Source organism: Bacillus solitudinis, assembly GCF_002797395.1.
GTDB lineage: Bacteria > Bacillota > Bacilli > Bacillales > Bacillaceae_D > Halalkalibacter_A > Halalkalibacter_A solitudinis.
Window position 1 is genome coordinate 2,208,647 of record NZ_KZ454943.1, and the last position, 25,711, is coordinate 2,234,357.

A 25,711-nucleotide genomic window follows, 5' to 3' on the forward strand; every position below is an offset into this window, starting at 1 on the left:
TATTTAATTGCTCCATCTTTTCATAGTAGAAATAGTCCACTGAGTCCGCTAAATTAAAGTAGTCCCATCGTTATTTAACATGTGAAAAGTAGTTAGACTTTAAATTTCCCGACTTTCTCTTGAAGGTCCTCAGCCATTTTGGAAAGCGACGAAGACGAAGCTGTTATTTCCTCCATAGCCGCAAGCTGTTCTTCCGCAGCCGCAGACATGTTTTGTGTTCCAGTTGCTGTCACCTCAGAGGTTTCAGCAATGAGTTCAACAGATTGAACCATTTGCTCAGCACCTACGGACATTTCTTTAACAGCAGAAGTTACCTCTTGGATTTGGGAAGATACCTCAAGGACGGACTCTTGAATTTGTCCGAAGGATTTCCCCGCGTCGTTTACAAAGTTTATTCCTTCAGCCACTTTATTCGTAGTATCGGCCATTGTTTCAACTGTTTTGTTTGTATCTTTCTGTATTGTTGAAAGTAGCTGAGAGATTTCTTGAGCGGAACCAGCCGACTGTTCAGCTAATTTTCGAACCTCATCCGCAACAACCGCAAAACCGCGCCCATGCTCACCTGCTCTTGCAGCTTCAATTGCAGCATTTAATGCAAGTAAATTTGTCTGTTCTGCAATCCCTGTAATAACATCAATAATATCGCTTATTTGAGTTGAGCGTGTTCCTAATGTTTTAACCATAAGCGATAGGTCATTAACTGTATTATTAATATCGTTCATTTGTGTAACAACAATAGTCACCGCTCTGTTACCTTCAACCGCCTGCTCTGAAGTATGATTGGCTGTTGTTGTTACAACTTCAGAACTGTAAGCAATTTGACTTAAGGATGACGATAATTCATTAACAGTTTTGGATGTATCCCTCACACTTTTTGCTTGTTCTTCCGTTCCTACAGCTACTTCTTGTACTGTTGAAGCTATCAGCTCAGTCGCTCTTGTTGTTTCTTCAGAACTCGCTGTTAGTTGCTCAGAAGCAGCTGCCACTTGTTCGGCATTAAAACCTACTTGCTTAATTAGTTCTCTCAACTTCTCAATCATTTGATTAAATGATTTTGCCATTTCACCTAGTTCATCCCTAGAACTGATATTTATTGATTGAGTAAGATCTCCTTCACCTTCTGCAATTTCCTTTAGACGAACATTCATTATATTTATTGGTTTGTTGATGGATCTAATAATGAATAAAGCTGCAAATACACCACCAAAAACAGTTAAAAGAATGGTTGAATAAAATGTTAGTGTTTTAGTTTTTTGTTCAGTAGCTAAAAGGGTTTTATCATTCTCAATTTCATTAGTCAGTTCATTTATAAATGTTTCTATACTTGGATCAACCAATTCTTTCCTGATGCTTCTTTGCTCTTCCATATGCATTGAAAGAGCCATTTCACTGTTACCACCTAAATATGTTTCAACCATTTTATTATTTGCCTGCATATAGACTGATAGGTTTTCTTTAATGTTACTTATAGCTTCTTGGTCTTCTCTAATTAAGTTCTGCATCTTGTCAAGTTTCTCAAAATAACCTGCGATATCTTTCGCTTTTTTTTCAATTCCAGATATTAGCTCTACGTCACCAGTAAGAAGAAAAGCTCTCTCGTCATTAGATATTCCAGTAAATCTATATTGTAGTGACTTTAATAATAACTGAACTTCTTCATCTTCTTGCATTTCCAAATATGCTTCCTCAGTTCCTTTCAATTGGTATGCTGATAAAACACCTGTAATGATTAGCCCAGCAATTAATAATGAAACTAACAAAGCTAATTTAACCTTTATTTTCATAACTAAATCCCCTTGTATCTATTTTGTTATATACTTGTCGCCACGTTCAGAAATAATGATAAATTTCGACAATAATATCCAAAGTAATTTTATCACAAAACTTGCCTTATATTTTATTATAATAAATATTAAGTCCAAATAAATTTCACCTCTATCTTCTACTCATCATCTTTGATTTGCTTATAAAAATTTAAATAGGTGGATAAGAAGGGATAAATGAAAAGATTCCTAGTAAAAGGGTCAGAGAAAGCTTTGAAGAAATATATAAAGGCAAAAGGTTTAAGACCTTTAGACTAGTTTACTGTGAGATTTTTTAATAATTTAATAGATTTAAATAAACAAATAAGCATAAAATCATAAAAATTCTAGATTAATTGACTTGTATAGTGGAAGCGTTTACAATTAAATAACAACGTTGTTAAACTCCTAGTCATTAAATCTTTGACTATGGAAATTTAATATAGGGAGTTGATTTATGAAAGCTATGTAATAAAAAATGTTCATCAATTGGAAATTTATCAGAGTTGGTAAACTAAGAATCCATCCAAGATCCACTTAGTAACGCTAATGGGAGACGGCAATTTGTTTGCTGACTCTACTGACAGCAGTAATCGTTATAACTTAAAACTATCTAACCTCCTAGACCCCACATATATTCAAACTTCGATAAAGCTAACTAGCTAGCCAAAAGCTACTATCAAACTCTAACAACTTTTACTTCACATTCACTCAACACTTTATGAAACTAAAAACAAGGAGGAAATGCATGAAGAAAATAGCGAAGGTTTTTTTGATTATGGTTCTTTTGATTTCTTATTTTCCGAGCAGTATTCTCTCGGTATCAGCTGCAGAGGAGCAGTCTTTGGCAAACTTAATAAATGATGATTATGAAAATGAAACCATTGCAACACTTCCTGAAGGATATATTCAAGCTGCATCAGCAGATGGGGTGACAAACGAGACCAGTGCTGTGTATGTTGACTCTGTTCCTGTAGATTCAGTCGGGAATGCGTCGACTAATGCATTGAGAATATTCGATAATGATGGTCCAGAATCTAAGCGAGCAAGAACAATCGTAACGAAAACATTTGAATCGCAAACAGGAAGCTTTGTTACAGAATTAGATATAATGGAGCCAAAAGCGATAGGGAATTCTTATCCGATTCGTCTAGAAGACAAGGAGAATGGAAAATCAGGAATTATCCTTGAAGTATCTGGTGGTAATCTCGGTTACAGGGGGTCTGACGGTTCCTGGAAACAATTCATCTATGAAGGTGAAAATATTCCGCTAGAATCGTATCAATGGTATCATGTTAAGATTTTAGCTGATATCAATAATGCGACATCTGATATCTATATTAACGATAGGTATGTAGGAAACATCCCTTTCTATGAAGAGGTGGAAAGCCTAAATGCAATCGAGGCCCAAACGGCAGGTTCTTCAGTAGGGGATATATATTGGGACAATGCTCAAGTATATGTGGAGGCAACGGATTCACCTAAGGGACTAAGCGCTACAATTGGTGACCAAAAGGTAGAATTAAATTGGATTTCTGCTAAAGGTGCCTCTTCCTATAACATTAAGCGTAGTACCAATGAAAGCGGTCCTTTTGAAGTGGTCGAGTCTGGTGTATCCGAAACTCGGTACGTGGACAGCAATTTAGTAAATGATGAGACGTATTATTATGTTGTGAGTGCGGTTAATACAGTTGGTGAGAGTAAAAACTCCAATCAAGTGAGTGCCACTCCAACTGTTATTCCAAATCCGCCTGCTTCACCATCTGGATTAACTGTTATCCCGCGCGATAGTCAAATTGATTTAAGTTGGGGTTCATTTGGTCAAGGTAGGGACATCTTATTTGTCGGGACTGGAGTTGAGGCTGATGAGAAAACGATCAAACACTTGGAGTTACTTGGATTTTCCGTTACATTGACACTTGATTCTGAGGTGGTATCCGGAGATGAATCAGGCTATTCATTGGTGTTTGTCGGCGAATCGTCAGGATCTGCTTTTATAGCAGATAAATTTAAGACTTCAACTGTACCTGTGGTGTATGCTGAACCTTTTGCATTAGATGATGTAAATTTAAGCAATGATCAGCAAGGAATGTTTGGTAGCTATGAAAACCAAACTGCAATTAAGATTGCAGACAGTAGCCATCCGCTTGCTGCAGGCTTAAATGGCATGATAGAGGTCTATAGTCAAGCAGGAAAAATCAATTTTGGGACTCCAAGTGAGGAGGCTACCATTATTGCGACTGTTGCTGATGATGACACAAAAGCAGCGATTTTTGCATATGAGAAAGGTTCGAAAAATGTTCAGAATGAAACCGTCCCTGCACGTCAAGTTTCTACATTCCTCTTTGCTGGGCAGGAAGATGTTATGACTGCAGAGGGTTGGAAGCTCATTGACGAATCAGTCAAGTGGGCACTTGGCATTGATAAGAGTGAGACGAGACCTAAAGAAACGTATAATATCAAGCGAAGTACAGATCCTGGTGGTCCGTATGCCACAGTTGTATCTGATATTGAAGAAACTAATTACCGGGATTTCGGTTTAGATAACGATATCAATTATTATTATGTTGTCACGGCTAAAAATATCGGTGGAGAGAGTGAGGATTCAGAGGAAATCCGAGTGATGCCAGTGGCACCGTTACAAGCCCCAAGTGGCTTGACAGCAACCGCTACTGAAGGAAAGGTTACGATTAATTGGGATTCGATCGATGGCGCTTTATCTTATGATGTGAAGCGCAGTACCGAAAGTGGAAAATCATATGAGGTGGTTGCTAGCGGTGTGAGTGGGACCGACTACACTGATACGAGTCTAACAAATGGCAAAGTGTATTACTATGTTATTTCTGCTAAAAATGAGACAACTACAAGCGCGAATTCCGAATCGGTAAGAGGTGTTCCGACCCCAGAGAATGGAATGCCGGCCATTCCAGCGGCTATTGAGGTAACAGCTGGCGATTCTCAGGTTGTATTAACTTGGCCGTCAGTAACTGATGCTGATTCCTATACTATTAAGCGCGGAGCATTTGATAGTGGAAGCTTGAAGGTGATTGCATCGAATGTTCATAGTACAAGTTTTCAAGACGTAGGCTTAACAAATGGTGAGACTTACGATTATGTGGTTTCAGCCGTTAATGAACATGGAGAAAGTTACAATTCTGAACCGGTAGCCGTAACCCCAGCAAAAGTGACTGTTGTAGCTAAGGATGGCAGTGGTGATTTTGAGACCGTTCAAGCGGCAATTGATTCTATACCTGATAACAGCACCAAGCGTGAGGTTATATATATTAAGAACGGAGAATACCGTGAAAAATTGACCGTACCAGCTAGCAAAACAAATCTTAGTTTTGTCGGTGAAAGTAAAGAAGGAGCCGTTCTCGTCTATGATGACAATGCCAACACACTTGGTTCGGACGGTAACCCGATAGGTACATCGAAAAGCTCAAGTATTTTCATTTATGCGAATGATTTTATTGCTAAAAACCTGACATTCCAAAACGATTCAGGAGAAGGGACTGGTCAAGCTGTAGCTGCTTATGTTAGGGGAGACCGTGCCTATTTTGAAAACGTACAGTTTTTAGGGTACCAAGATACCTTGTATACAAATGATGGCAGACACTATTATAAGAACTGTTACATCGAAGGAGATGTTGATTTCATTTTCGGTGCAGCAACGGCTGTTTTTGATAGCTGCCAAATTAACAGCAAACGAGATAAAGGGATGTTAACAGCTGCTAGTACACCACAAGATCGGGAATTTGGTTATGTTTTTCTCAATTCTGAAATCACAGCGGATGAAGGGATTGAAAATGTAGGTTTTGGTAGACCGTGGCGACCATATTCGGCTGTTTCTTTTATTAATACACATATCGACTCCTCGATTGCACCAGATGGCTGGGATAACTGGGGAGATGAATCAAATGAAAAAACAGCTAGATATTCTGAATATAATAGTCAAGGTCCGGGAGCAAATCCAAAAGAACGTGACGGGTGGACGAAGCAGTTGACACCTGAGGAAGCAAATCAGTATACCGTCCAAAATGTACTCAAGGGTAATGACGATTGGGATGTCACACGTATTGGCATCATCCCATTAACAGAAACCTCTGCGCCAATTATTACCGTTGATCAACATGACACATTTGTAAAAGAAGACAGCTTTACCATTTCAGGTAAATTGGATAATGAAGCAGTCTTAACGGTAAATGAAATAGAAGTCCCATTACAATCAGACTTTAGCTTTAGCACGACGGTCCAGTTGGAGCTTGGAGTGAACATCATTACGGTAGAGGCTATTGATGAAGATGGCAACCTAGCTATTCCGGTAGTGCTAAAGGTAACTTATGACAACGAATCTCCTATTGTCACATTAGATTCACTTGAAGGTGAGAAAAATGGGAATCACTACAATTCGAAATTTAATCCTTACCCGATTTCTGGAAAATTGAGTGAAAAAGGAACGGTTCTTGTTAATGGAGAAGAAGTGGATGTCTCTGCCGATTTAACGTTCGATACGAAAGTGAACCTTAAATCTGGGTTAAATAAAATCACCATTTCTTCAGTTGATGTTGCAGGGAACGTATCTGAACCCGTTGTCTTTAACGTTGTTCCAGAGGGGGATGCGGTACCACCTGAACCTGTAAAAATTACCAAAGCAGAAGCTACTAATCCGAATACCATTGAAGTGACATTTAACAGCAAGCTTAAGGATTTTGATCCAAGTGATATTGATTTGCAAACGGCAATGGGTAATTGGTCTGAGCTAAACCCTAAACTTACTTCAAACTTTACAATTGAGAATACGAAAACACAGGTTAAGGATGGAAAGACAGTGGCAATCATCGAAATCAAGGAGGCATTAAACAATGATGCAACGATAACGAGACCGAACACTGACAATCCTCATAACATTCCTTACCTGAAGGTAGCCTACTATTCTGGTGATAGAGACAAAGATATTGCGCAGGCCGAATATCTATTGACTTGGCAACTGGATAATGGCGGATGGTATAAAAACATGGAAGACAAATACAACAGAGAATGGGATGGTCAAGAAGCAAAATCTGAGTGGTACACTAAAGAAGATGGTGAATTAGGAACCATTGATAATAACGCCACAATAAATGAGCTTCTTTTCCTCGCAGTGATGTATAAAGAAACAGGCGATACACGGTATAAAGAATCGGTTCACAAAGGTTTAGCTTATTTGTTGGAAGCTCAGTATGAGAGTGGCGGCTGGCCACAGGCATATCCAGCAAGAGGAGGCTATTCTGACTATGTTACTTATAATGATAATGCGATGATTCGCGTTATGAATCTGCTAACAATGGTCAATCAAAAGAACTATCCGTTTAACTCAGATCTTGTTAATGAAGATTTTGTTAAGGAAACAGGAGATGCTTTAGAGAGTGGGTTAGATTACATCTTGAAATCTCAAATAAAGGTGAATGGTGAGCTCACGGCGTGGTGTGCACAGCATGATCCTGAAACGTACGAAGCCCTAGAAGCACGTATATATGAACATCCATCTATTTCTGGTTCAGAATCAGTAGGAATTGTCCAGTATTTAATGTCCTTACCTAATCCATCTGAAGATGTAAAAGAGGCAATTGACGGCGCCTTGAACTGGTTCGAGGCGAGTAAAGTTGAAGAGACAAAATACGTGTCGGGTGACCCAGAAGGACAATACTTCTATTCGGATCCATCAAGCACTACTTGGTACCGCTTTTACGACATTGAAACCAATAATCCGATCTTCTCGGGTCGTGATGGTGTTATCAAAAACAGCATCCTTGAAATCGAGAAAGAAAGAAGAGACGGGTACCGTTGGGCAGGGAACTGGCCTGAGAAACTGTTGGAAGTTGCCAAGACTACAGGGTTTTACGAAAATCGCGTTTACGTCAAAATTGTAGGCGACAACTCGTATAATGCTGCAGGTGAAACATTGGAAACCGGAGAATTGATCCGGGTTGAAGATGCTATTTCTGACTATAACTAAGCCAAAAGCTTTAACAAGAAGAAAAAAGCCTCTGAGAATAGATTCTTAGAGGCTTTTGATTCTTTTTCCAATCGTCCTAGGACGAGGTAATAGTGGTGCCATGTTGAGCTAATCAATATTCTGTCAAACTGCAAAAAAAGCCAAATTCTAAATTAAACAGTAATTTCACTAAAACAAAAAAGTATCATTGAAGGTAAGCGCATACATATATAAAATTAATTTGATTATGAACGAGGGAGTGAAGGATATTGAATACCGAAAATAATCATGCAAGAAAAAAGAAGTATGTTTTAGTTGGTACAGGTGGTAGGGCGGAATTTTTTTATGGAGCGTTGGTGACAAGCTTTAAAGAAACAGGGGAGCTTGTTGCATTTTGTGATATTAATCAAACCAGACTAAATTATGCGAATCGCCTACTGCAATCTAAGTATGGCTATCAATCTGTTCGGTTGTATCGATCTGACCGGTTTGAGGAAATGATCTTAACCGAAAAACCAGATGTAGTTATTGTCACCTCTGTTGATCGAACACATCACCACTATATTATTCGCTCTTTGGAACTTGGATGTGATGTTATCACGGAGAAACCGATGACAACCGATGCAACGAAGTGTCAGGAAATTATTAATACAGTAAAGAAAACAGGAAAAAATGTGCGTGTTGCTTTTAATTACCGGTATGCACCACATAATACAAAAATCCGTGAACTGATTATGAATGATGTAATTGGTGAAGTGTATTCAGTTCACTTTGAGTGGGCACTTGATACGCAGCATGGCGCTGATTATTTTCGCAGATGGCATCGTGATAAACGAAATAGCGGAGGGTTACTTGTACATAAGTCCACTCATCACTTCGATTTAGTTAACTTCTGGTTGGACACAACACCAGAGACGGTTTATGCATCAGGTGGGCTTCGTTTCTATGGAAGAGAAAATGCCGAAGCAAGAGGTGTAACAAACTTTTATCAGAGAGCTCATGGAAGTGAGTACGCGAAGACGGATCCCTTTGCGTTAGATTTGGAAAAAAATGAACACTTAAAAGCGATGTATCTTGATGCTGAAAAAGAAGATGGTTATCAGCGTGATCAGAGTGTCTTTGGGGATGGAATCAGTATTGAAGACACACTTGGCGTGATGGTTACCTATAAAAATAAAGCAATCTTAACATACTCACTAAATGCCTACTTACCATGGGAAGGGTTCATTGTCTCGTTAAACGGAAGCAAAGGTCGAATTGAGATTCGAATCCGTGAACAATCTTATATTAATTCGGGTGGAGACAAGTCTGAGGAAGGAGCGATTCGTGATAAGTCGGTTATGGTGTTGCCAATGTTCGGAAAGCCATATGAAGTCGATGTGATTGAACTTGAAGGCGGTCATGGCGGTGGAGACCCGCTTCTTCTCCGAGACTTATTTGATGAACCAAAACACGATGAATTTAAAAGAGCTGCTGATCATATTGATGGAACCATGTCAATTTTAACAGGGATTGCAGGAAATCTTTCGTTAGAAAATGGTCAGGCCATAAAAGTAAATGGATTAATAGACTTTTAAAAGGGGAGAAGAGCATGCTAGAACGCTATTTTGACGAGAGAGACAGTATCTATTCAGTATTTCACCAAAATATAGATAAAGTACTTGAAACGATTTCGCAGCGGTATATTGGAAACAATCCTCCTCACCCCATGATGTATCGTGCCTTTCAAGAGAATGGAATGAAAAGGATGGGGGATTATCGCTATCATTTTAATTTATCTGAACATTTTCCTGATGCAAAGGACGGGCAAGTTGTCTATGCATGGGCAAAAATATGGATGGAATCTGAGACAAACATTGCATTAGCGTTAAATTGTTTTGGTCCAACAACTTTATTTGTTAACGGAGAAAAAGTGTTTAGGTCAACAATTGTAGAAGAAACAAACCCTAATCGAAAAGTTGCTAACCAAGTGAAGCTCCCTAAGGGATGGAGTCATTTTGTCTTGAAATTTGTGAAAACGCCTTCAGGGTTAGGGGGGATTTTCGGGACTGGTTCTTTTAAACGTTACCCCCTTCACTTTCTAGCTCCATCGTTTGAGAGAGAAGGGCAAGAAGGATGGTTATTTAGTTTTCCGCAAGAAGATAAGGAGTTACAGCAGATTCCACGAATGATAATGAATGAATCTGAAACAAATATTACTTGGTTGCCGGAATTGAACTGGAGTCAATTGGAGGAAAAGAAACCTTCACTTACTAGAATGTTTGGTTCACCGAAGGATACTTATGCCGTTGCCTGGACGAAATTACTTTGTGAAAGGCCAGGAACACAAGAGTACGAGTTTCGTGGAGAAGGTAAGGGTCCACTAGACATTTTTCTAGATGGCCAAAAAATTGAGGTTTTAAAAGATGGTGAATTTCACTTCTCTGTAAAATTGAGCTATGGGAGTCATGACCTTGTAATAAAAAGCTATTGTGAAAATGAAAACTGGGGTTTCATATTGGACTCAGAATGTGAGCTTGTTCTACCTTATCCTGTAAAGGGTGTAAGAGATCATTGGTTGTATCTCGGTCCATTTTCCAAAAAGCAAACCTTGCCTATCCAAGCATTATTAAGGGTCAATACTCTGTTTGAAAATGAAGAGGGGGGGATGTTCTGGCGAGTGGATGCACCGCATATGTCAATTCGCCCTTATTTAGAAAATCGGTTATTTGGGAAATGGGATTATCCATTGGGTGTAACCTTGTTTGGATTATTAAACACGGCATCACATCTTAATAGAAAAGATATTATGGAATATGTTCGGGCCCATATTCAACAATCTGTATCTTTATACCGCTATTCTATATGGGATAAAGAGAAGTACGGGGCATCCGGTGTGAATAACCAGTTGTCAGCGATTGATAGTTTAGATGACTGTGGATCGTTTGGCTCAACGATGTTACTAGCTGAGAAAATAGTCGGTATTCAAGAATCTCATGAGGTAGCAAAAGATATTGCAACATATATATCCACCCTTCAAGATCGTCTTGAAGATGGAACTTTATACCGCAAGCGTGGCAGCGTGGAATTTATGAAGGATACCATTTGGTGTGACGATCTTTATATGAGTACCCCTTTCTTATGTAGATACTATGAACAAACGGGTGATTCCAGGTATTTAGATGATGCGGCACGCCAATTTCTTTTGTATAAAAAGTACTTATTTATGCCGGGAAAAAGGGTTATGTCTCATGTGTACGACTTTAAATTCAATACAGCAACCAATGTTCCGTGGGGACGGGGAAATGGGTGGGTGTTGTTTTCCTTATCCGAGCTTTTGCAAACGATCCCTCAGGACCATCCAAACAGAGAAGAATTACTCTCCTTCTATAGAGAGTTGTCTGAAGGATATCTTGCGCTTCAAGGGAAGGATGGGCTTTGGCACCAAGTGTTAACTGATTTTGAATCTTACGAAGAAACGTCTTGTACGTCGATGTTTATTTATGCTTTTGCTAGAGGTGTACGTTTTGGATGGTTTGACCAGCAAGATCCGTATATCCGATCCGTGTTCAAAGGTTGGAACGGCCTAACCCAAAAAGGAATTGACCGGTTGGGGAATGTCTATGGGGTTTGCAAAGGTTCGGGGTATTCATTTACAGCAGATTATTATAAACATGATTTAGGGTGGATTTTAAATGATACTCATGGAATTGGTATCGTGCTACTAGCAGGCATTGAAACATTAAAATTACAGGAATCATTGGAGAGGTGAAACAATGCCCACATTAGAGGAACAATTTCTTCATCCAGCAGATGAGTTCTCGCCAATTCCCTTTTGGTTTTGGAATGATACTTTGTCTCATAATGAAATAAAAAAGCAAATTTACGACTTCTCTGAAAAAGGAGTCATGGGTTTTGTCCTGCACCCTAGAATTGGCATACCAAAAGAAATTGAATATTTGTCAGACTTATTTTTTGATTTTGTGAAAACGGCTGTGGCAGAAGCGAATAAGCTTGGAATGACAGTTATTTTATATGACGAAGCGATGTACCCATCAGGTTCGGCCAAGGGAATGGTTGTAAAAGATTATCCTGAATACGCAAGTAAAGGCTTAAAGATGGTTGAATATCCTTGCGAAAAGACAACAACCATTTCTCTCAACTTAGAAGAAGGGGAAAGACTAGTGTCCGCTCAAGCTGTTGAGAAGATATCTAGTCATCAGATAAATCGCCAAAGTACAAAACATCTTGATGTTACAAATGGAACATTACAATTCACCCCGCCTATTACGGGGGGTTGGTCCATTCTATGCTTCATTGAAGTTTATTCAAAAGGACATATCCGAGGCATTCATTTTGGTGAAGACGATGGGGAGGAACATGCGCCTGCCTCCGCTGATTTATTAAATCCTGCGGCTGTACAACGATTTATTGAATTAACGCATGACCGTTATTATCAAAAACTAGACAGTTACTTTGGCACAACCGTTCAAGCCTTTTTTACGGATGAACCAGATATTCTTGGACGAGGGACTTCAAGAGAATTACGTCCTTGGACGAGTGGGTTTTTAAAATGGTATGTGAACCATGGAAATCACGAGCTAGATTTACCGTTGTTATGGTTTGATGGCGGGAGAGAGACAGAGATTATTCGGAAAAATTATCAAAAGGCTGTTAACAAAAGACTATCATTCTCCTATTACGGTCCATTAGCAGAATGGTGTGAGCAGCACAACATCTCACTAACAGGTCATCCAGCTGAAAGCGACGATATCGGTTTACTAGAACATTTTCAAATTCCTGGTCAAGATGTTGTATGGCGATGGGTTGCTCCTGAAGAGGGGAAGTCTTTAGAAGGGCATCATTCGACCGCAGGAAAATGCTCTGCTGACGCTGCAAGGCATCGTGGAAGAAGAAGAAACCTAAATGAAGTGTTAGGTGTTTGTAGTGTAGGTAGTGATTGGAATCTACCTGCTGGAGATATGAAGTGGTATTTTGACTGGTTGTTTGTTCGAGGTGTTAATTTAATCAGTCCTCATGCTTTTTATTATTCCTTAGAAGGAAAGAGAAGAAGTCATGAGCGTCCACCAGATGTGGGGCCGAATAATAGTTGGTGGCCATTTTATCAACAGTTTTCGGATTATATTAAACGGCTAAGTTGGCTAATGACAGACAGTGTAAATGAAACTTCTGTAGCCATTTTATGTGAGGAAGATTATCTACCTTGGAAAATCGCGAAACCACTTTATGAAAATCAAATCGAGTTTAACTACTTAGAAGAATCTTTATTAACTCATTGTCAGGTAGAAAATGGGGAAATAAATATACAAAAACAAAGCTATCAAACAATATTAGTCGAGGATATTTCAAGGCTGGAAGAGGAATGCCAAAACTTCTTAACAACTTTTACTCAGAGTGGAGGCAATGTAATCGTTCTTCAAGCAGAGAAAAAAGGGACAATTAATGGAGCTTTAATTGCAAAGTCGGTGGAGGCTATCCCAAAAGTCTTGGACAAACTCCAACGAAGAGAGATTGAAATTGAACCAAAGTGTAGAGATATCCGCATCAGTCATGTTAAAAAGGGTAATCAGTCGTTTTATCTGTTGGTTAATGAAGGAGAGAGCGGTTTTAAAGGAAACGTTATGTTTCCTCAACATGGATCCATTGAAAAGTGGGATTCTTGGAATGGAACCATTGATAAAGTTCCAAGCGAAATACACGAAGGATACACTTGCATCGCAATGAATCTCGATAGAAGGGAAAGTATCATTTTCTGTGTTAATGTGAATGAAAAAACGATAGTACCAAAGGAGAAAGTCTCATCATCATTGGAGATAAAAACCTTACGCGATCCTTGGACGGTGCAAATAAAAGGAAAAAAGCGAAACGTCTCAAAGCTGACGTCTTGGACGAAATGGGAAGGGTATGAACACTACTCAGGTACCTTTATATATGAGCATCGCATCACACATGCCTGTTTAAACGCGACGAAGGTTCTACTTGATTTGGGGGAAGTCTATGAAATTGTGCAAGTTTGGATAAATGAACAAGAGGTAGCAGTGAAAATGTGGGCTCCTTATACATTTGATATTACAGATGCTTTAAAGGTAGGAGAAAATACATTAAAAGTAGCTGTGACGAATACAAAAGCGAATCAAATGGATCAGGTCAGTTTACCTTCTGGACTGATTGGGCCAGTGACATTAACGATCTCAAGTTGAAAAGGGTGTAAAATAAAGGAGATAATCAAAAAGGCATCTTGTCGAAAGGGACAGGATGCTTTTTGACAACTGATGAATAATTAAGCTTTTAGATTCCCTTTTCACTCAAGCTTCTGTTTGAGTTTCAGGCCTTCTTGCGAATAAGGCACAGCAAAAGCCGAGAATCGGAAAAATAAGGGTTAATCCATTTTCACCTAAGATAGAGAATAAATGAAAAGTAATGGCTGTGTTAACAAGTGCAGGAATTCCTGCACAAATTAAAAGCGTCCAAAAAGTTAGAGTTTTCTAGCTTGACGAAGCGTCCAACTTTTTTCAGCAATCACAGTTGAATTATCAGCTTCAGTTCTTTGCGCATTGTTTTTTTCTTTTCCATCGGGAAGTAATCCGATATCTTCTGGTTTATTGCGAACACCGATAAGCACAAGTGGAACAAAAACAAAGAGCAATACACATCCCCAAATTTGCCAGGACGTTTGCCAGCTCCATTTACTAATCATCCACGTATTAGCGATAGGGAAAAATGCAGCACTAGCAAAACTTCCAAGTGCCATAAAACTCATGGCACGACCACGTTTCTGGATGAACCATTGAGGCACCAAAGTATTGGGTACAAGTGTCATACTACCTTGCCCAAATAAACGAATAAAGAAAAACCCAATCGCCATCACCCATATATTTGAAACAAAACTATTAAAGAAACAAGAAAGGCCTAGAATAATGCCGACAAACGCCATCATCTTTTTTTGACCTATCTTATCAACGAGTCTCCCAACAAACATCATCAGGATACCTGCAAAAAAAGTAGCAACCGAGTAAATGCCTGAGATTTTTGAACGAGACCAGCCGAAATGTTCTATGTATTGATCGATGTAGACAGAGTTTGAGTAGGTTTGACCCGGTCCTGATAAGAAAATACTTAACCCAGCAATAAAAACGATAATCCATCCATAGTAAAAGGATGAATTGGTTAGCTTTTGAATCATAATATACCTCTTTTTTTCTTAGGTCATCTAATAGAGAACGACATAACTATCTAAGAGAGAAAGCCCTCTATGATTTCTCATAGGGGCCTCCTACTCTTACACTAAATCGCATAAAACAATCGAAAAAGTTTGAATTAAAATTAACAGATAGCTAGGTAAATGTCAAAGAAGTTAAATGAGAGGTTATGTTAATTTAAATCAATTAAGCTTTAATTAAACCAATTTATACTCATTTAGAAAATAACACTATTAAATATAACGAAATTGTATTTATAAGAAAAGGTAAATAAACTGTATTATAATAGAGTATAAGCGAGTAAAACTTTAATGATATACGCTTACATGGCAGTTTTGATTTATGTGAAATCATGATAAGATATCTTTTGTTAAAAACGGATCTGACTTTTGTGAGAGTCAAAAGTCGAAATAGATTATATGTAAATATTAATTAGAAATTGAGGTGTGGATTGTGAATATTGAAAAAATAAAACAGGAGTGGTTTGGAAACGTAAGAGGAGATGTGCTTGCAGGCCTTGTTGTTGCCTTAGCACTTATTCCCGAAGCGATTGCCTTTTCAATTATTGCTGGTGTTGACCCAATGGTTGGCTTGTATGCTTCATTCAGTATCGCTGTTGTTATAGCCTTTGTCGGAGGAAGACCAGGAATGATATCTGCTGCTACAGGGGCCATGGCGTTACTGATGATTACGCTTATTGCTGATCACGGATTGCAGTATTTGTTGGCTGCGACAGTGCTTACAGGTATTTTACAAATTCTTTTTGGTGTATTTAAGTTGTCAGTTGTAATGAAATTTGTCCCACGTTCTGTTATGGTTGGTTTCGTTAATGCGTTAGCAATTCTTATCTTTACTTCGCAGCTGCAACATTTTGTGGGTGAAACTTGGATTATGTATGCACTCGTCGCCTTAACATTGGCTATTATTTATTTATTCCCCAAAATAACGACGGCTGTTCCATCAACATTAGTTGCAATTATTGTTGTGACGGCAATTGCCGTTTTTGCGAATTTTGGAGTTAGAACTGTTGGTGATTTAGGAAACCTCACTCAGCAATTGCCTGTCTTCTTAATTCCACAAATCCCATTTAATTTAGAAACACTTATGATTATTTTTCCCTATTCACTTGCGTTAGCAATTGTTGGATTGTTAGAGTCTCTACTCACAGCCAATATCGTTGATGACATGACGGATACGGAAAGTGATAAGAATAAGGAATGTCGTGGTCAAGGTATTGCTAATGTAATTACTGGTTTCTTTGGGGGAATGGCTGGTTGCGCTATGATAGGTCAATCAGTAATTAATGTTAAATCAGGTGGGTCTGGACGGCTCTCTGCTTTCGTTGCTGGGACATTTTTAATGTTCTTGATTATTGTTCTAGGTGGCATTGTTGTACAAATTCCAATGGCCGCCTTAGCTGGGGTTATGATTATGGTCTCAATTGGTACGTTTGATTGGGGATCTCTTAAAAGTATTCATAGAATTCCTAGAACCGATGCGGCAGTTATGCTCGTAACGGTAGCTACTGTTGTATTTACCCATGACTTATCAAAAGGTGTTTTAGCGGGTGTTGTGTTAAGTGCTATCTTTTTCGCAGCCAAAATTTCCAAAATACATGTTGAATCGAAGCTTACTCAAGGTGGGCGTAAAAGAGTTTATAAGCTTCAAGGTCAAATATTCTTTGCGTCAGTTTCGGATCTACCAAATAAATTTGACTTTAAAGAAAGTATTAGTGAGGTTGAAATCGATTTAACCGAAGCACATCTTTGGGATGACTCAGCTATCGGTGCATTAGATAAGATTGAAATGAAGTTTGAACAAAATCAGATCCATGTAACCTACGCTGGATTAAATAAAGAAAGTAAGCAGTTAAAATCCAAAATTGGAGGAATCTCCAAGGCTTCGGGGCATTAATTCTCTAACTTAGTGCAGAGATCATATGAAAATATGGTCTCTTTTCTGTTTTTTAATTGATTGGTTTCTATTTTGTCTGAAATTTTGTATATTCCCCATGTGAAAATTTTAAACAAAGGGTATATACTGTAGGGAAGGAACCGTTCTACTTCCTCTAGAATATATATAACAAGGCTTTTTTACACTATTTTGAAAAAGGGGTGTGGCCAGATGTTTAAGAGAATATTGTTAGCAGCGGATGGTTCAAATCACAGTTTAAGGGCAACCGAGAAAGCGAAAGCGCTTTTAAGTGGAAATGACGGTACAATAGATGTTGTCTATGTTGTTAGTGGAACAACCTCTAAGTCCGATGTTCTCCATGGCCAAAGCAAAAGTGAAATCGAGTATAGACGAAGAGCAAAGCTTAGAAACGTGGAAGAATGTTTGTTAGAAAACAACATTGATTATAAAATTCATATTTTACACGGAGAGCCAGGTCCAACACTTGTTGAGTTTGCTAACAAGGATAAGTATGATTGTGTTGTGCTTGGAAGCAGAGGGTTAAACAATCTCCAAAGCATGGTATTAGGAAGTGTTAGTCACAAAGTAGCAAAACGTGTTAACAGTCCTGTATTAATTGTTAAATAAAAAATAGAGAGTATGGTATTGGAGGAGAGAAACATGTTTAAACATATTTTAGTGCCAGTTGATGGCTCTGAGCATTCAATGCGTTCAACTGAGAAGGCAATTGCACTGTCTAAGTTATATGATGGAAAAGTGGATTTAATCTATGTTATTGATGGGTCAACATCAAAGCATGAAGTATTAACGGGTGAAAGTAAAATTGCGATTGAACTGAAAAGAAAAGAACGACTCAAACCAATTGAGGCTAAACTCGTTGAAGCCGGGATAGAGTTTGAAACGCATATCTTAAATGGTGAGCCAGGACCGACCATTGTCAAATTTGCAAATGAGGGAAACTATGATTGTGTGATTATGGGTAGTCGGGGTTTAAACAAGTTGCAGACGATGGTATTGGGAAGTGTCAGCCATAAAGTTGCAAAACGAGTAGAATGTCCTGTAATGATTATAAAGTAGTATGTGAGAGGGGCAATAGGCTAGTGAGTGAGCCTCCTCTTGCTTTTAATCATCAAATCTATCGGATACTAAAAATCCTCAACTATCCTTCTTTTTTTTTCATAAGTTTGCCTATGAAAATCTTAAAGAAAGGAAACTATGATGAATGAAAAAAGTGAACCCTCCCATGACACTAATGAATTAACATTAGAAGAATTAACGACAAAACTAGTAAATACAAATTCTGATAACGAAAGAAGAAAAATAATAACCGAAATGGCACTTATTAAAGAAAGAGCTAAATTGCGAGAAACAAAGGAGTGTAATGAAGGCTGTGGGAATGTTACTGAGAACGAATAATGAAACATAAATGCCGAGTTGGATAATGCCCAACTAGGCATTTTTGCGTTTTGTTTAAATTAAAGCAATCGTACACTTATAAGTCGTGAGTTAAATAGTTATAAAAGATTATAAAAGAATATACTAGTTTTAATTAAAATATAAGTTATTTAGGATTTTTGTAAAAAATTAGATATACATAGTATTTTTAATGAAATTGAAGATAAATAAGTATGACGTACGCTTTCATTGGGTTTTCTCTTTTTTTTTAGAGATGCTATAACTCAGAAGCTTACAACGGGTGACTTTCGTGAGAGTCGAAGGTCAAATATAAATTAATAAGAGGTGGGAAAATGAATATTTCTAAGTTGAAACAAGAATGGCTTGGCAATATTAGAGGGGATGTATTGGCCGGAATTGTTGTAGCCTTAACGTTAATTCCTGAGGCTATTGCGTTCTCAATAATTGCTGGTGTCGATCCGATGGTTGGATTATACGCTTCGTTTAGTATAGCTGTGGTGATTGCGAGTACGTACTGTTGGTGATTTGGGGTCACTTACCTAAAGCTTGCCTTTATTCTTAATTCCACAAATACCAGTAAATCTTGAAACGCTTATGATTATTTTTCCTTATTCATTAGCACTCGCGATTGTCGGTTTACTAGAGTCATTGCTAACAGCCAATATTGTTGATGATATGATGAATACAGAGAGTAATAAAAATAAAGAAAGCCGTGGTCAAGGTTATGCGAATGTCGTCACTGGATTTTTCGGTGGGATGGCAGGTTGCGCAATGATTGGTCAATCTGTTATCAATGTTAAATCCGGGGGGACAGGACGTCTTTCATCTTTAGTTGCAGGTGTATTCTTAATGTTCCTCATTATCGTCTTAGGTGGTATCGTTATTCAAATTCCAATGGCTGCCTTAGCTGGGGTAATGATAATGGTGTCCATAGGAACATTTGATTGGAACTCATTAAAATCACTTCATAAGGTACCAAGAACGGATGCGGCGGTAATGGTTGTCACCGTGGGGACAGTCGTTTTTACACATGATCTATCAAAGGGTGTATTAGCGGGAGTGGTTTTAAGTGCGATTTTCTTTGCAGCCAAAATTTCTAAAGTGCATATTGAAGAAAACCTAATTAGTGGAAAATCGAAGAAAATTTATAAAGTTAAAGGACAAATTTTCTTTGCATCAGTGACTGATCTTATAATGCAATTTGATTATAAGGAAAATTTGCGAGAAGTAGAAATTGATTTATCAGATGCACATTTATGGGATGATTCAGCAATTGGAGCGTTTGATAAAATAGAAACGAAATTTGAACAAAATAATATTCAGGTGACCTATGTTGGGTTAGATAAAGAAAGTCAACAATTAAAGAAGAGAATTGGTGGATTATCAAAAGCATCAGGCCATTAAATGGAGTGTTGATAATTGTGTAATTCTCAGTTAGTCGTTTTTATTAAACGACTAACTTTTTTAGGTATAAGAAAATAGTAAGTAACGTCGGGAACAGAATAAAGGGGTGAGTAGGATGTTTAACGGGGTGTTAGTAGCTGCAGATGGATCTTCACATTCCCTTAGAGCAGCAGAAAAAGCGATAGAAATCGTATCTAAGAAAACTAGGAGTGTGGATATTGTGTATGTAATCAGTGGGACTGCTTCTAAAGAAGATGTTCTTCATAATCGAAGCAAATATGAAATCAAAGAAAGCCGTCGTATAAAGTTAAAGGTTATTGAGGAAAAATTCTTTGCGAATAAAATAAATTATTCCGTTCATGTTTTACGCGGGGATCCTGGCCCTGAAATTGTGGAGTTTGCCAACAAAGGTTCCTACGATTGTTTAATAGTAGGAAGTAGAGGATTAAACCAACTACAAACTATGGTCTTAGGAAGTGTCTCTCATAAAGTAGCCAAGCATGTGGAATGTCCTGTGTTGATTGTTAAATAGGAAATGATAATCTATCCAGTAAATCAGGGGAGTTCAAGGCTTTTTTTGAAGCATTTGGGGGATTAAAAAAGGAGAAGATAATAGCAAAGTTATTATCTTCTCATATCAAAGACATTATAATCTCTCACCATTTTTAAGTTTTTCAATATGCTCATCAAGATCACTTTTTCGTACACGCCAGTGTCGTCCAATTTTAAATCCGGGGAGTCTGCCTTCTTGCACAAGTTTATATGTAGTCATCTCACTTATTTGTAAATACTTAGCAACTTGGGAAACGGTCATAATTTCATGTTCCACGGTTACACCCTCCTAACTATGGAGTTAAACATTAAATGTCATTATACCATAAGTACAATTATTATAACCGAACATTACCTTATTAAAAATGGATATTTGTTAACAAACTTTTGCTCACTTCAATCATTAAGAAAAAGCGTAGCGTTACAGTTAGTTAATTGATGCTTCTTTTTGGATAAAAAGTTCAGAAAGGATTTATCCTAATAGAGGAGGGTGCATATGGTAAATCAAAATTTCGATAAATTTATCGATGTTCAGGAAAAACATAAATCACATTACATCGGTAAAGAAAAAACAAACAAAGAAGGCTTAAACGATATGGATGGAAATCTAAATTCTAAAACATCAGTCGGGGCGGAAGGACGGGACTTCCCTCTAAAAGGAAAATAGACTGCTTGGAATGTAGTTATTTAAAAGAGGAGCTTCTTGCCAATGGCAATGGCTCCTCTTTTGACGTCTAGCTGACATGAAAAAATGATATAGTGAATGTATAGTTTATTTGAAAGTTTATGTAGGGGATGATGGTGGTGAAGACGGTTTTAGTCGTAGAAGATGAAATCGCAATTAGTCAGGTGTTAAAAGCTTATCTAAAGAAAGCGAACTATGAGGTAGAGCAAGTATTTGATGGAAATCTTGCACTTGCGGCCTTTCTGCGCATGCAGCCATCACTTGTTTTGTTAGATGTGATGCTTCCTGGTAAAGACGGTTGGTCGATTCTAAAGGACATCCGTCAACACAGTTCCTGTCCTGTGATTATGCTAACGGCTTTAGATGATGTTAGTTACCGATTATCTGGCTTAAATGGTGGAGCGGATGATTATATGTCTAAACCGTTTATTGGAGATGAGGTTGTGGCAAGAGTGAATGCGGTTTTGAGAAGAGCATCTACACTTGAAGATGGTGATGTTAAAAGGTTTGGGCATTTAATTGTGGACTTCAAAGCGCATCGGGTGACACTAAATGGACGCGATGTTGAGTTGACGCCAAGGGATTTATCCTTATTATTATTTTTGGCTAAACACCCAAATCAAACATTTACCCGTGAACAGCTAATCGACCAAGTCTGGGGGATGGATTATAACGGAACGGATCGAGCAGTCGATTTAGCAATCAAACGAATTAGAAAATCGCTCCTTGGGTGGACAAGTACAGAAGGTGAAATCAAAACTTTACGAGGATTGGGGTATCAACTCTGTGTCTATTAATAGTAGAAAGCGGATGTCTCTTTTACGATATTGGACGACGCGTTATTTAATAACATTACTAATAGGGTTGGCGGTAGTAGCAATCGCTTCAGCGCTTTGGATCCGGCATACCACGATCGAGCACCGTCTTGATTTGACTGTCTTTATGGCCGAGCAGCTTGCGAGTCGGATGGTTAATAACACTGAAGAAAGATGGGGACCAAGCGAGGAAGACCTTGAATTTCTCAAACGTCAACAATTAGAAAGAAGTACCTTTATTGTGAATACACAAGGTAGGATTTTATCGGCGAACCGGATGGCAGGTAAAATGCGCCTACAGTCTATTTATTTATCCATATTGGAGGCTGAAGAACAGGTGCAACGAATTCAGCTTGATAATGAAAGCCGTGACCGTTATTACGTGGTTAAGGCACCGATTCAAGCTGAAGGTGTTCTCTTTGGCTGGGTGGTAATTATTCAACCTGAAGCAGAAATAAGAACTGTTAATCAAGAATATAAGCTTCTGTTAATTATGTTAGCAAGCCTTGCTTTACTAGGCTGGGCTGCCATATACTTCCTTTCAAAGAAGCTGTCGTCTCCGATTAAAGACGTGGTTGTTGCAGCAAAAGAAATTCAGGAAGGTAATTATAATATTCAATTGTCTGACAACTCAAAGGAACAGGAAGTATACGAGCTCGTTCATTCTTTTAAGGAAATGGCGAGTCGTCTACAGCAATTAGAAACACTTAGAACAGAGCTCTTAGCTGGTGTAACACATGAGTTGAAAACACCAGTTACATCAATTAGTGGTTTATTACAAGCGATTAAAGATGATGTTGTCTCTGGAGAGGAGGCAAAAGAATTTTTAGCAATTTCCTTAAAAGAAACAGCAAAAATGCAGAAGATGGTTGAGGATTTACTCGCTTTTAACTCCTTTGCTGCCAATAAGCTGCCGATTATTCGGGAAGAACACGAGCTAAATGACTTTATGAGGGAAATGCTTTATGAATGGGAAATTGTACAGGATGGCTCAATTTCATATCAGTTCAATGACCTATCTGAAGATTGTTTCGTTCAAATAGATTCGGTAAGATTGCAACAAATTATTGTTAATTTACTCGGGAATGCAAAGCAAGCAATTGAAGGCAAGGGAACAATTAGTATGACGTTAGTGAAGCTTAAGGATAGCGTTGCAATAGACGTTAAGGATAATGGACGAGGGATTCCTGAAGAGGAACAAGGGTTGGTTTTCGAACGGTTTTATCGAGGTGAAAACAAGAAGTATAAAGTGCGCGGACTCGGACTTGGTTTACCGTTAAGTAAAATGATTGCACAAGCTTTAGGGGGGGATCTTGTTTTAAAGGGAAGTTCTGAAGAAGGAACAACTTTTCGGGTGACACTTCCGGTTAAAGACGAATAGATTACAACACCAGCTTCTAACAGAGTGGTCGCTTCAAGGTTGTAGTAAACCTTGCCATTTATAGGGTATCTCAAAGGTTATTATAGCCTTTGGGATACCCTTTTTTATATGGTTAAAAATCTTTTATCAAGTTTTAAAGCTCGACATCTTCCTGACACATTGGTCCTTTAAAGTAATAACCAAGCAGTACTATTTATTAACTACAAACCGGAGGGATAAACAACATGGAACATAATAATCTGGAAATTATTGATTATGAAAAAATAAAACGAAGAAAAGAGAAGAAGTCTAAAACAAAAAGCTTCTTCTTAACGCTTACAGCTGGTGTCATTGGCTCAGCACTTACTTTATCTGTGGTTCCTTATACGGATTATTATCATAATCTCCTTACAAATGAGGGTGTTGCTGAAGTGAATCAGTCGAATAGTTCCTTGTCATTTCAACAAACATCAACCGCAACGACTAACTCGGTAGCGGATATTGTTGAAGCTTCCTCCCCAGCGATTGTGGGGATTGTGAATGTACAACAACAAAATAATCGATTTAGTCAAACGATGGAAAGTGTAGAAAGTGGTATGGGTTCGGGAGTCATTTTTGATAAAAGGGAGGAGGGTGCCTTCATTGTTACAAACCATCATGTGATTGAAGGGGCTACAGATATCGAAGTATCACTTTATAATGGCGAAAAGGTGAAGGCTGAGCTTATTGGATCGGATGCACTTACAGACTTAGCCGTTTTAAAAATCAATCCAGAACATGTAACTGCCACTTTAGCATTTGGTGATTCCTCGCAGCTTAGATCAGGTGATACGGTTCTAGCAATTGGAAACCCATTAGGTCTTGATTTATCAAGAACGGTTACACAGGGAATAGTTAGTGGGGTCGATCGAACAATTAATGTTTCGACATCTGCGGGAGAATGGGAGCTTGATGTTATCCAAACAGATGCAGCAATTAACCCTGGAAATAGTGGAGGAGCGTTAATTAATACTCAAGGTCAGGTTATTGGAATTAATAGTTTAAAAATCTCAGAAAATGGCGTAGAGGGATTAGGATTTGCAATTCCAAGTAATGAGCTTCTGCCGATAATTAATGAGATTATTGAACATGGACAAATCGAGCGTCCGTACATCGGTGTCGGGTTAGCGGGTTTAGAAGAAGTCCCTCAATATTATCGTCAAAATTTATCAGCAGAAATTACAAATGGTGTCCTGATTACAAACGTTGACCCTAATTCTTCAGCGGCCGAAGCAGGTTTGCAGGTAGAGGATATAATTACTTCTATTGATGGCACACAAATTGAAGATGCAAGTGACTTAAGAAAGTATCTTTATTCTGAACGGGAGATAGGGGATGAAATTGAACTTCACATTTATCGTGAAAACCAACCTTTAACGATGAAAGTGATGTTGAAAAGTAGTCATGTCTCGGAATAAAGAAGTTTGAAAGGTGAGAATTCAGTGACAAAAGTAATGAAACAAAAAAAGAATATTTTCTTTGCGATGGCTGCCTTGTTCGTACTTACTGTGATTATTATCGCAGCTTTTAACTCAAAAGAGATTGTGGCACAAGTAAATGGCGAAACAATAAGTAGAAAACAGCTAACAAATCAATTGGTTGAATGGTACGGCACTGATGCTTTGGAAATACTCGTTACAGATAAGATTATTGAACAGGAAGCAAGGAAAGAAGGTATAACAATATCTAAGCAAGAAATAGAAAATGAATTGGCACAGTATGTTGAATCATATGGAGGGGAGGAAGCGTTTCTAGAAATTCTTGAGTCAAGTGGTGTAAAGATAGATAAAGTAGAAGATGATGCCAAAAAGTATCTCCTACTAGAAAAACTTCTTAAACCCCGTATTACAATATCTGAAGAAGAGATGCTTGCTTATTTCTCTGAATACGAATATTCCTTTGCCGAAGAGGAACAGGTGAAGGCTAGTCATATCCTTGTTGAAGATGAAAAAACAGCAGAGGAGGTAATAGAAAAATTAGAAGAAGGTGAAGATTTTAATGAAATTGCCAAGTCATATTCTATAGATACGGCTAATCATGAAGTCGGTGGCGATTTGGGTTACTTTACAAGGGGGACGATGGCTGAAGCCTTTGAAGAAGTTGCCTTTTCATTAGACCTTGGCGAAATAAGCGGTCCTGTGCAAACAGAATTTGGTTATCATATTATCAAAGTAGCCGAACATGTAGAAGCAACAGAAGCAAACTATGAGGATCATAAAGCAGAAATTGAAGATATATTATTTGAAGAAAAAGTGCAAAAAGAATACGAAGTTTGGCTTAGTGAAATGAAAGAAACACGTGAAATTGAATACAGCTTATAAGTTAACTAAAACATAGGGTTGTCTCAAAAGCATAAAAGGATATGACGATGGGTTCGTTCACTACTCGCCTTAAGATGAGAAAACCCTTTGAAAGCATTTCGAGGAAGCAGTAATGGCTTCACTCGTTGCGCGCCTTGCTATGAAAAAACCACTCATAGCAAGGCTTTTCAAAACCGGGCAAACGGCTCCGCGCATTACTAAGAGGCCACTGAAAAAGGAAAAGCACCCTT

Annotated in this window: 17 protein-coding genes and 1 pseudogene; 15 read left to right on the plus strand and 3 right to left on the minus strand. The window is 38.2% G+C overall.

The window, feature by feature from the left end; genetic code table 11:
• Positions 1 to 92: 92 nt before the first annotated feature.
• On the minus strand, positions 93 to 1,784 hold the full coding sequence (locus CEF19_RS10630) for a methyl-accepting chemotaxis protein (RefSeq protein WP_100406047.1): 1,692 nt from the start codon (positions 1,782 to 1,784) through the stop codon (positions 93 to 95).
• A 766-nt stretch (positions 1,785 to 2,550) separates the two neighbouring features.
• Here CEF19_RS10630 and pelA point away from each other — a divergent pair.
• From pelA to CEF19_RS10650, 4 genes are all read left to right on the plus strand, one after another.
• Positions 2,551 to 7,797, plus strand: coding sequence for a pectate lyase (gene pelA / locus CEF19_RS10635; protein ID WP_100406048.1), 5,247 nt, complete (start codon positions 2,551 to 2,553; stop codon positions 7,795 to 7,797).
• Between the two features lie 248 nt (positions 7,798 to 8,045).
• Positions 8,046 to 9,353: a Gfo/Idh/MocA family oxidoreductase gene (locus CEF19_RS10640; RefSeq protein ID WP_100406049.1), complete on the plus strand. Its 1,308-nt coding sequence runs from the start codon at positions 8,046 to 8,048 to the stop codon at positions 9,351 to 9,353.
• A 14-nt stretch (positions 9,354 to 9,367) separates the two neighbouring features.
• On the plus strand, positions 9,368 to 11,527 hold the full coding sequence (locus CEF19_RS10645) for a glycoside hydrolase family 88/105 protein (protein ID WP_100406050.1): 2,160 nt from the start codon (positions 9,368 to 9,370) through the stop codon (positions 11,525 to 11,527).
• A 4-nt stretch (positions 11,528 to 11,531) separates the two neighbouring features.
• On the plus strand, positions 11,532 to 13,976 hold the full coding sequence (locus tag CEF19_RS10650) for a glycosylhydrolase-like jelly roll fold domain-containing protein (protein ID WP_100406051.1): 2,445 nt from the start codon (positions 11,532 to 11,534) through the stop codon (positions 13,974 to 13,976).
• A gap of 275 nt (positions 13,977 to 14,251) precedes the next feature.
• Here CEF19_RS10650 and CEF19_RS10655 read toward each other — a convergent pair whose 3' ends face one another.
• Positions 14,252 to 14,959, minus strand: coding sequence for an MFS transporter (locus tag CEF19_RS10655; RefSeq protein WP_100406052.1), 708 nt, complete (start codon positions 14,957 to 14,959; stop codon positions 14,252 to 14,254).
• A gap of 469 nt (positions 14,960 to 15,428) precedes the next feature.
• Here CEF19_RS10655 and CEF19_RS10660 point away from each other — a divergent pair, with 469 nt between their 5' ends.
• The 6 genes and pseudogenes from CEF19_RS10660 (at position 15,429) to CEF19_RS10685 (ending at position 20,241) form a co-directional block, all read left to right on the plus strand.
• Entirely contained in the window at positions 15,429 to 16,889 is a 1,461-nt protein-coding gene (locus CEF19_RS10660; protein WP_100406053.1) for a SulP family inorganic anion transporter, read from the plus strand.
• 210 nt (positions 16,890 to 17,099) lie between these two features.
• A complete protein-coding gene (locus CEF19_RS10665; RefSeq protein ID WP_100406054.1) occupies positions 17,100 to 17,516 on the plus strand; it encodes a universal stress protein in 417 nt (138 codons plus the stop codon).
• 33 nt (positions 17,517 to 17,549) lie between these two features.
• The gene (locus CEF19_RS10670) at positions 17,550 to 17,966 is read left to right on the plus strand and encodes a universal stress protein (protein ID WP_100406055.1); all 417 of its coding nucleotides are present in this window, start codon (positions 17,550 to 17,552) and stop codon (positions 17,964 to 17,966) included.
• A gap of 138 nt (positions 17,967 to 18,104) precedes the next feature.
• Entirely contained in the window at positions 18,105 to 18,305 is a 201-nt protein-coding gene (locus CEF19_RS10675; protein WP_157800929.1) for a hypothetical protein, read from the plus strand.
• Positions 18,306 to 18,637: 332 nt separating this feature from the next.
• A pseudogene (locus tag CEF19_RS10680) lies at positions 18,638 to 19,709 on the plus strand (SulP family inorganic anion transporter).
• Positions 19,710 to 19,824: 115 nt separating this feature from the next.
• On the plus strand, positions 19,825 to 20,241 hold the full coding sequence (locus CEF19_RS10685) for a universal stress protein (protein ID WP_100406057.1): 417 nt from the start codon (positions 19,825 to 19,827) through the stop codon (positions 20,239 to 20,241).
• A gap of 114 nt (positions 20,242 to 20,355) precedes the next feature.
• Here the strand turns inward: CEF19_RS10685 and CEF19_RS10690 are convergent, their stop codons facing one another.
• Complete coding sequence (locus CEF19_RS10690) at positions 20,356 to 20,523, minus strand: helix-turn-helix domain-containing protein (protein ID WP_100408279.1); 168 nt, start codon at positions 20,521 to 20,523, stop codon at positions 20,356 to 20,358.
• Positions 20,524 to 20,757: 234 nt separating this feature from the next.
• Between CEF19_RS10690 and CEF19_RS23125 the strand changes: the two genes are divergently transcribed.
• The 5 genes from CEF19_RS23125 to CEF19_RS10710 all read left to right on the plus strand — a co-directional run bounded on the left by CEF19_RS23125 (position 20,758) and on the right by CEF19_RS10710 (position 25,481).
• A complete protein-coding gene (locus tag CEF19_RS23125; RefSeq protein WP_157800930.1) occupies positions 20,758 to 20,928 on the plus strand; it encodes a hypothetical protein in 171 nt (56 codons plus the stop codon).
• A 137-nt stretch (positions 20,929 to 21,065) separates the two neighbouring features.
• A complete protein-coding gene (locus CEF19_RS10695) occupies positions 21,066 to 21,743 on the plus strand; it encodes a response regulator transcription factor (protein WP_100406058.1) in 678 nt (225 codons plus the stop codon).
• Positions 21,694 to 23,142, plus strand: coding sequence for a sensor histidine kinase (locus CEF19_RS10700; protein WP_227521963.1), 1,449 nt, complete (start codon positions 21,694 to 21,696; stop codon positions 23,140 to 23,142). Before CEF19_RS10695 ends, CEF19_RS10700 begins: the two co-directional genes overlap by 50 nt.
• Before the next feature lie 224 nt (positions 23,143 to 23,366).
• Positions 23,367 to 24,578, plus strand: a complete 1,212-nt coding sequence (locus CEF19_RS10705) for a S1C family serine protease (protein WP_100406059.1) — start codon at positions 23,367 to 23,369, stop codon at positions 24,576 to 24,578.
• A 24-nt stretch (positions 24,579 to 24,602) separates the two neighbouring features.
• A complete protein-coding gene (locus tag CEF19_RS10710; RefSeq protein ID WP_227521964.1) occupies positions 24,603 to 25,481 on the plus strand; it encodes a peptidylprolyl isomerase in 879 nt (292 codons plus the stop codon).
• Positions 25,482 to 25,711: the final 230 nt, after the last annotated feature.

Excerpts from the sequence above, each read along its gene's own strand:
- CEF19_RS10630 (WP_100406047.1), bottom strand. The coding sequence starts at position 1,784 with ATGAAAATAAAGGTTAAATTAGCTTTGTTAGTTTCATTATTAATTGCT.
- CEF19_RS10685 (WP_100406057.1), top strand. The coding sequence starts at position 19,825 with ATGTTTAACGGGGTGTTAGTAGCTGCAGATGGATCTTCACATTCCCTT.
- CEF19_RS10645 (WP_100406050.1), top strand. The coding sequence starts at position 9,368 with ATGCTAGAACGCTATTTTGACGAGAGAGACAGTATCTATTCAGTATTT.
- CEF19_RS10670 (WP_100406055.1), top strand. The coding sequence starts at position 17,550 with ATGTTTAAACATATTTTAGTGCCAGTTGATGGCTCTGAGCATTCAATG.
- CEF19_RS23125 (WP_157800930.1), top strand. The coding sequence starts at position 20,758 with ATGGTAAATCAAAATTTCGATAAATTTATCGATGTTCAGGAAAAACAT.
- pelA (WP_100406048.1), top strand. The coding sequence starts at position 2,551 with ATGAAGAAAATAGCGAAGGTTTTTTTGATTATGGTTCTTTTGATTTCT.
- CEF19_RS10690 (WP_100408279.1), bottom strand. The coding sequence starts at position 20,523 with ATGACCGTTTCCCAAGTTGCTAAGTATTTACAAATAAGTGAGATGACT.
- CEF19_RS10655 (WP_100406052.1), bottom strand. The coding sequence starts at position 14,959 with ATGATTCAAAAGCTAACCAATTCATCCTTTTACTATGGATGGATTATC.
- CEF19_RS10650 (WP_100406051.1), top strand. The coding sequence starts at position 11,532 with ATGCCCACATTAGAGGAACAATTTCTTCATCCAGCAGATGAGTTCTCG.
- CEF19_RS10665 (WP_100406054.1), top strand. The coding sequence starts at position 17,100 with ATGTTTAAGAGAATATTGTTAGCAGCGGATGGTTCAAATCACAGTTTA.
- CEF19_RS10705 (WP_100406059.1), top strand. The coding sequence starts at position 23,367 with ATGGAACATAATAATCTGGAAATTATTGATTATGAAAAAATAAAACGA.
- CEF19_RS10675 (WP_157800929.1), top strand. The coding sequence starts at position 18,105 with ATGATGAATGAAAAAAGTGAACCCTCCCATGACACTAATGAATTAACA.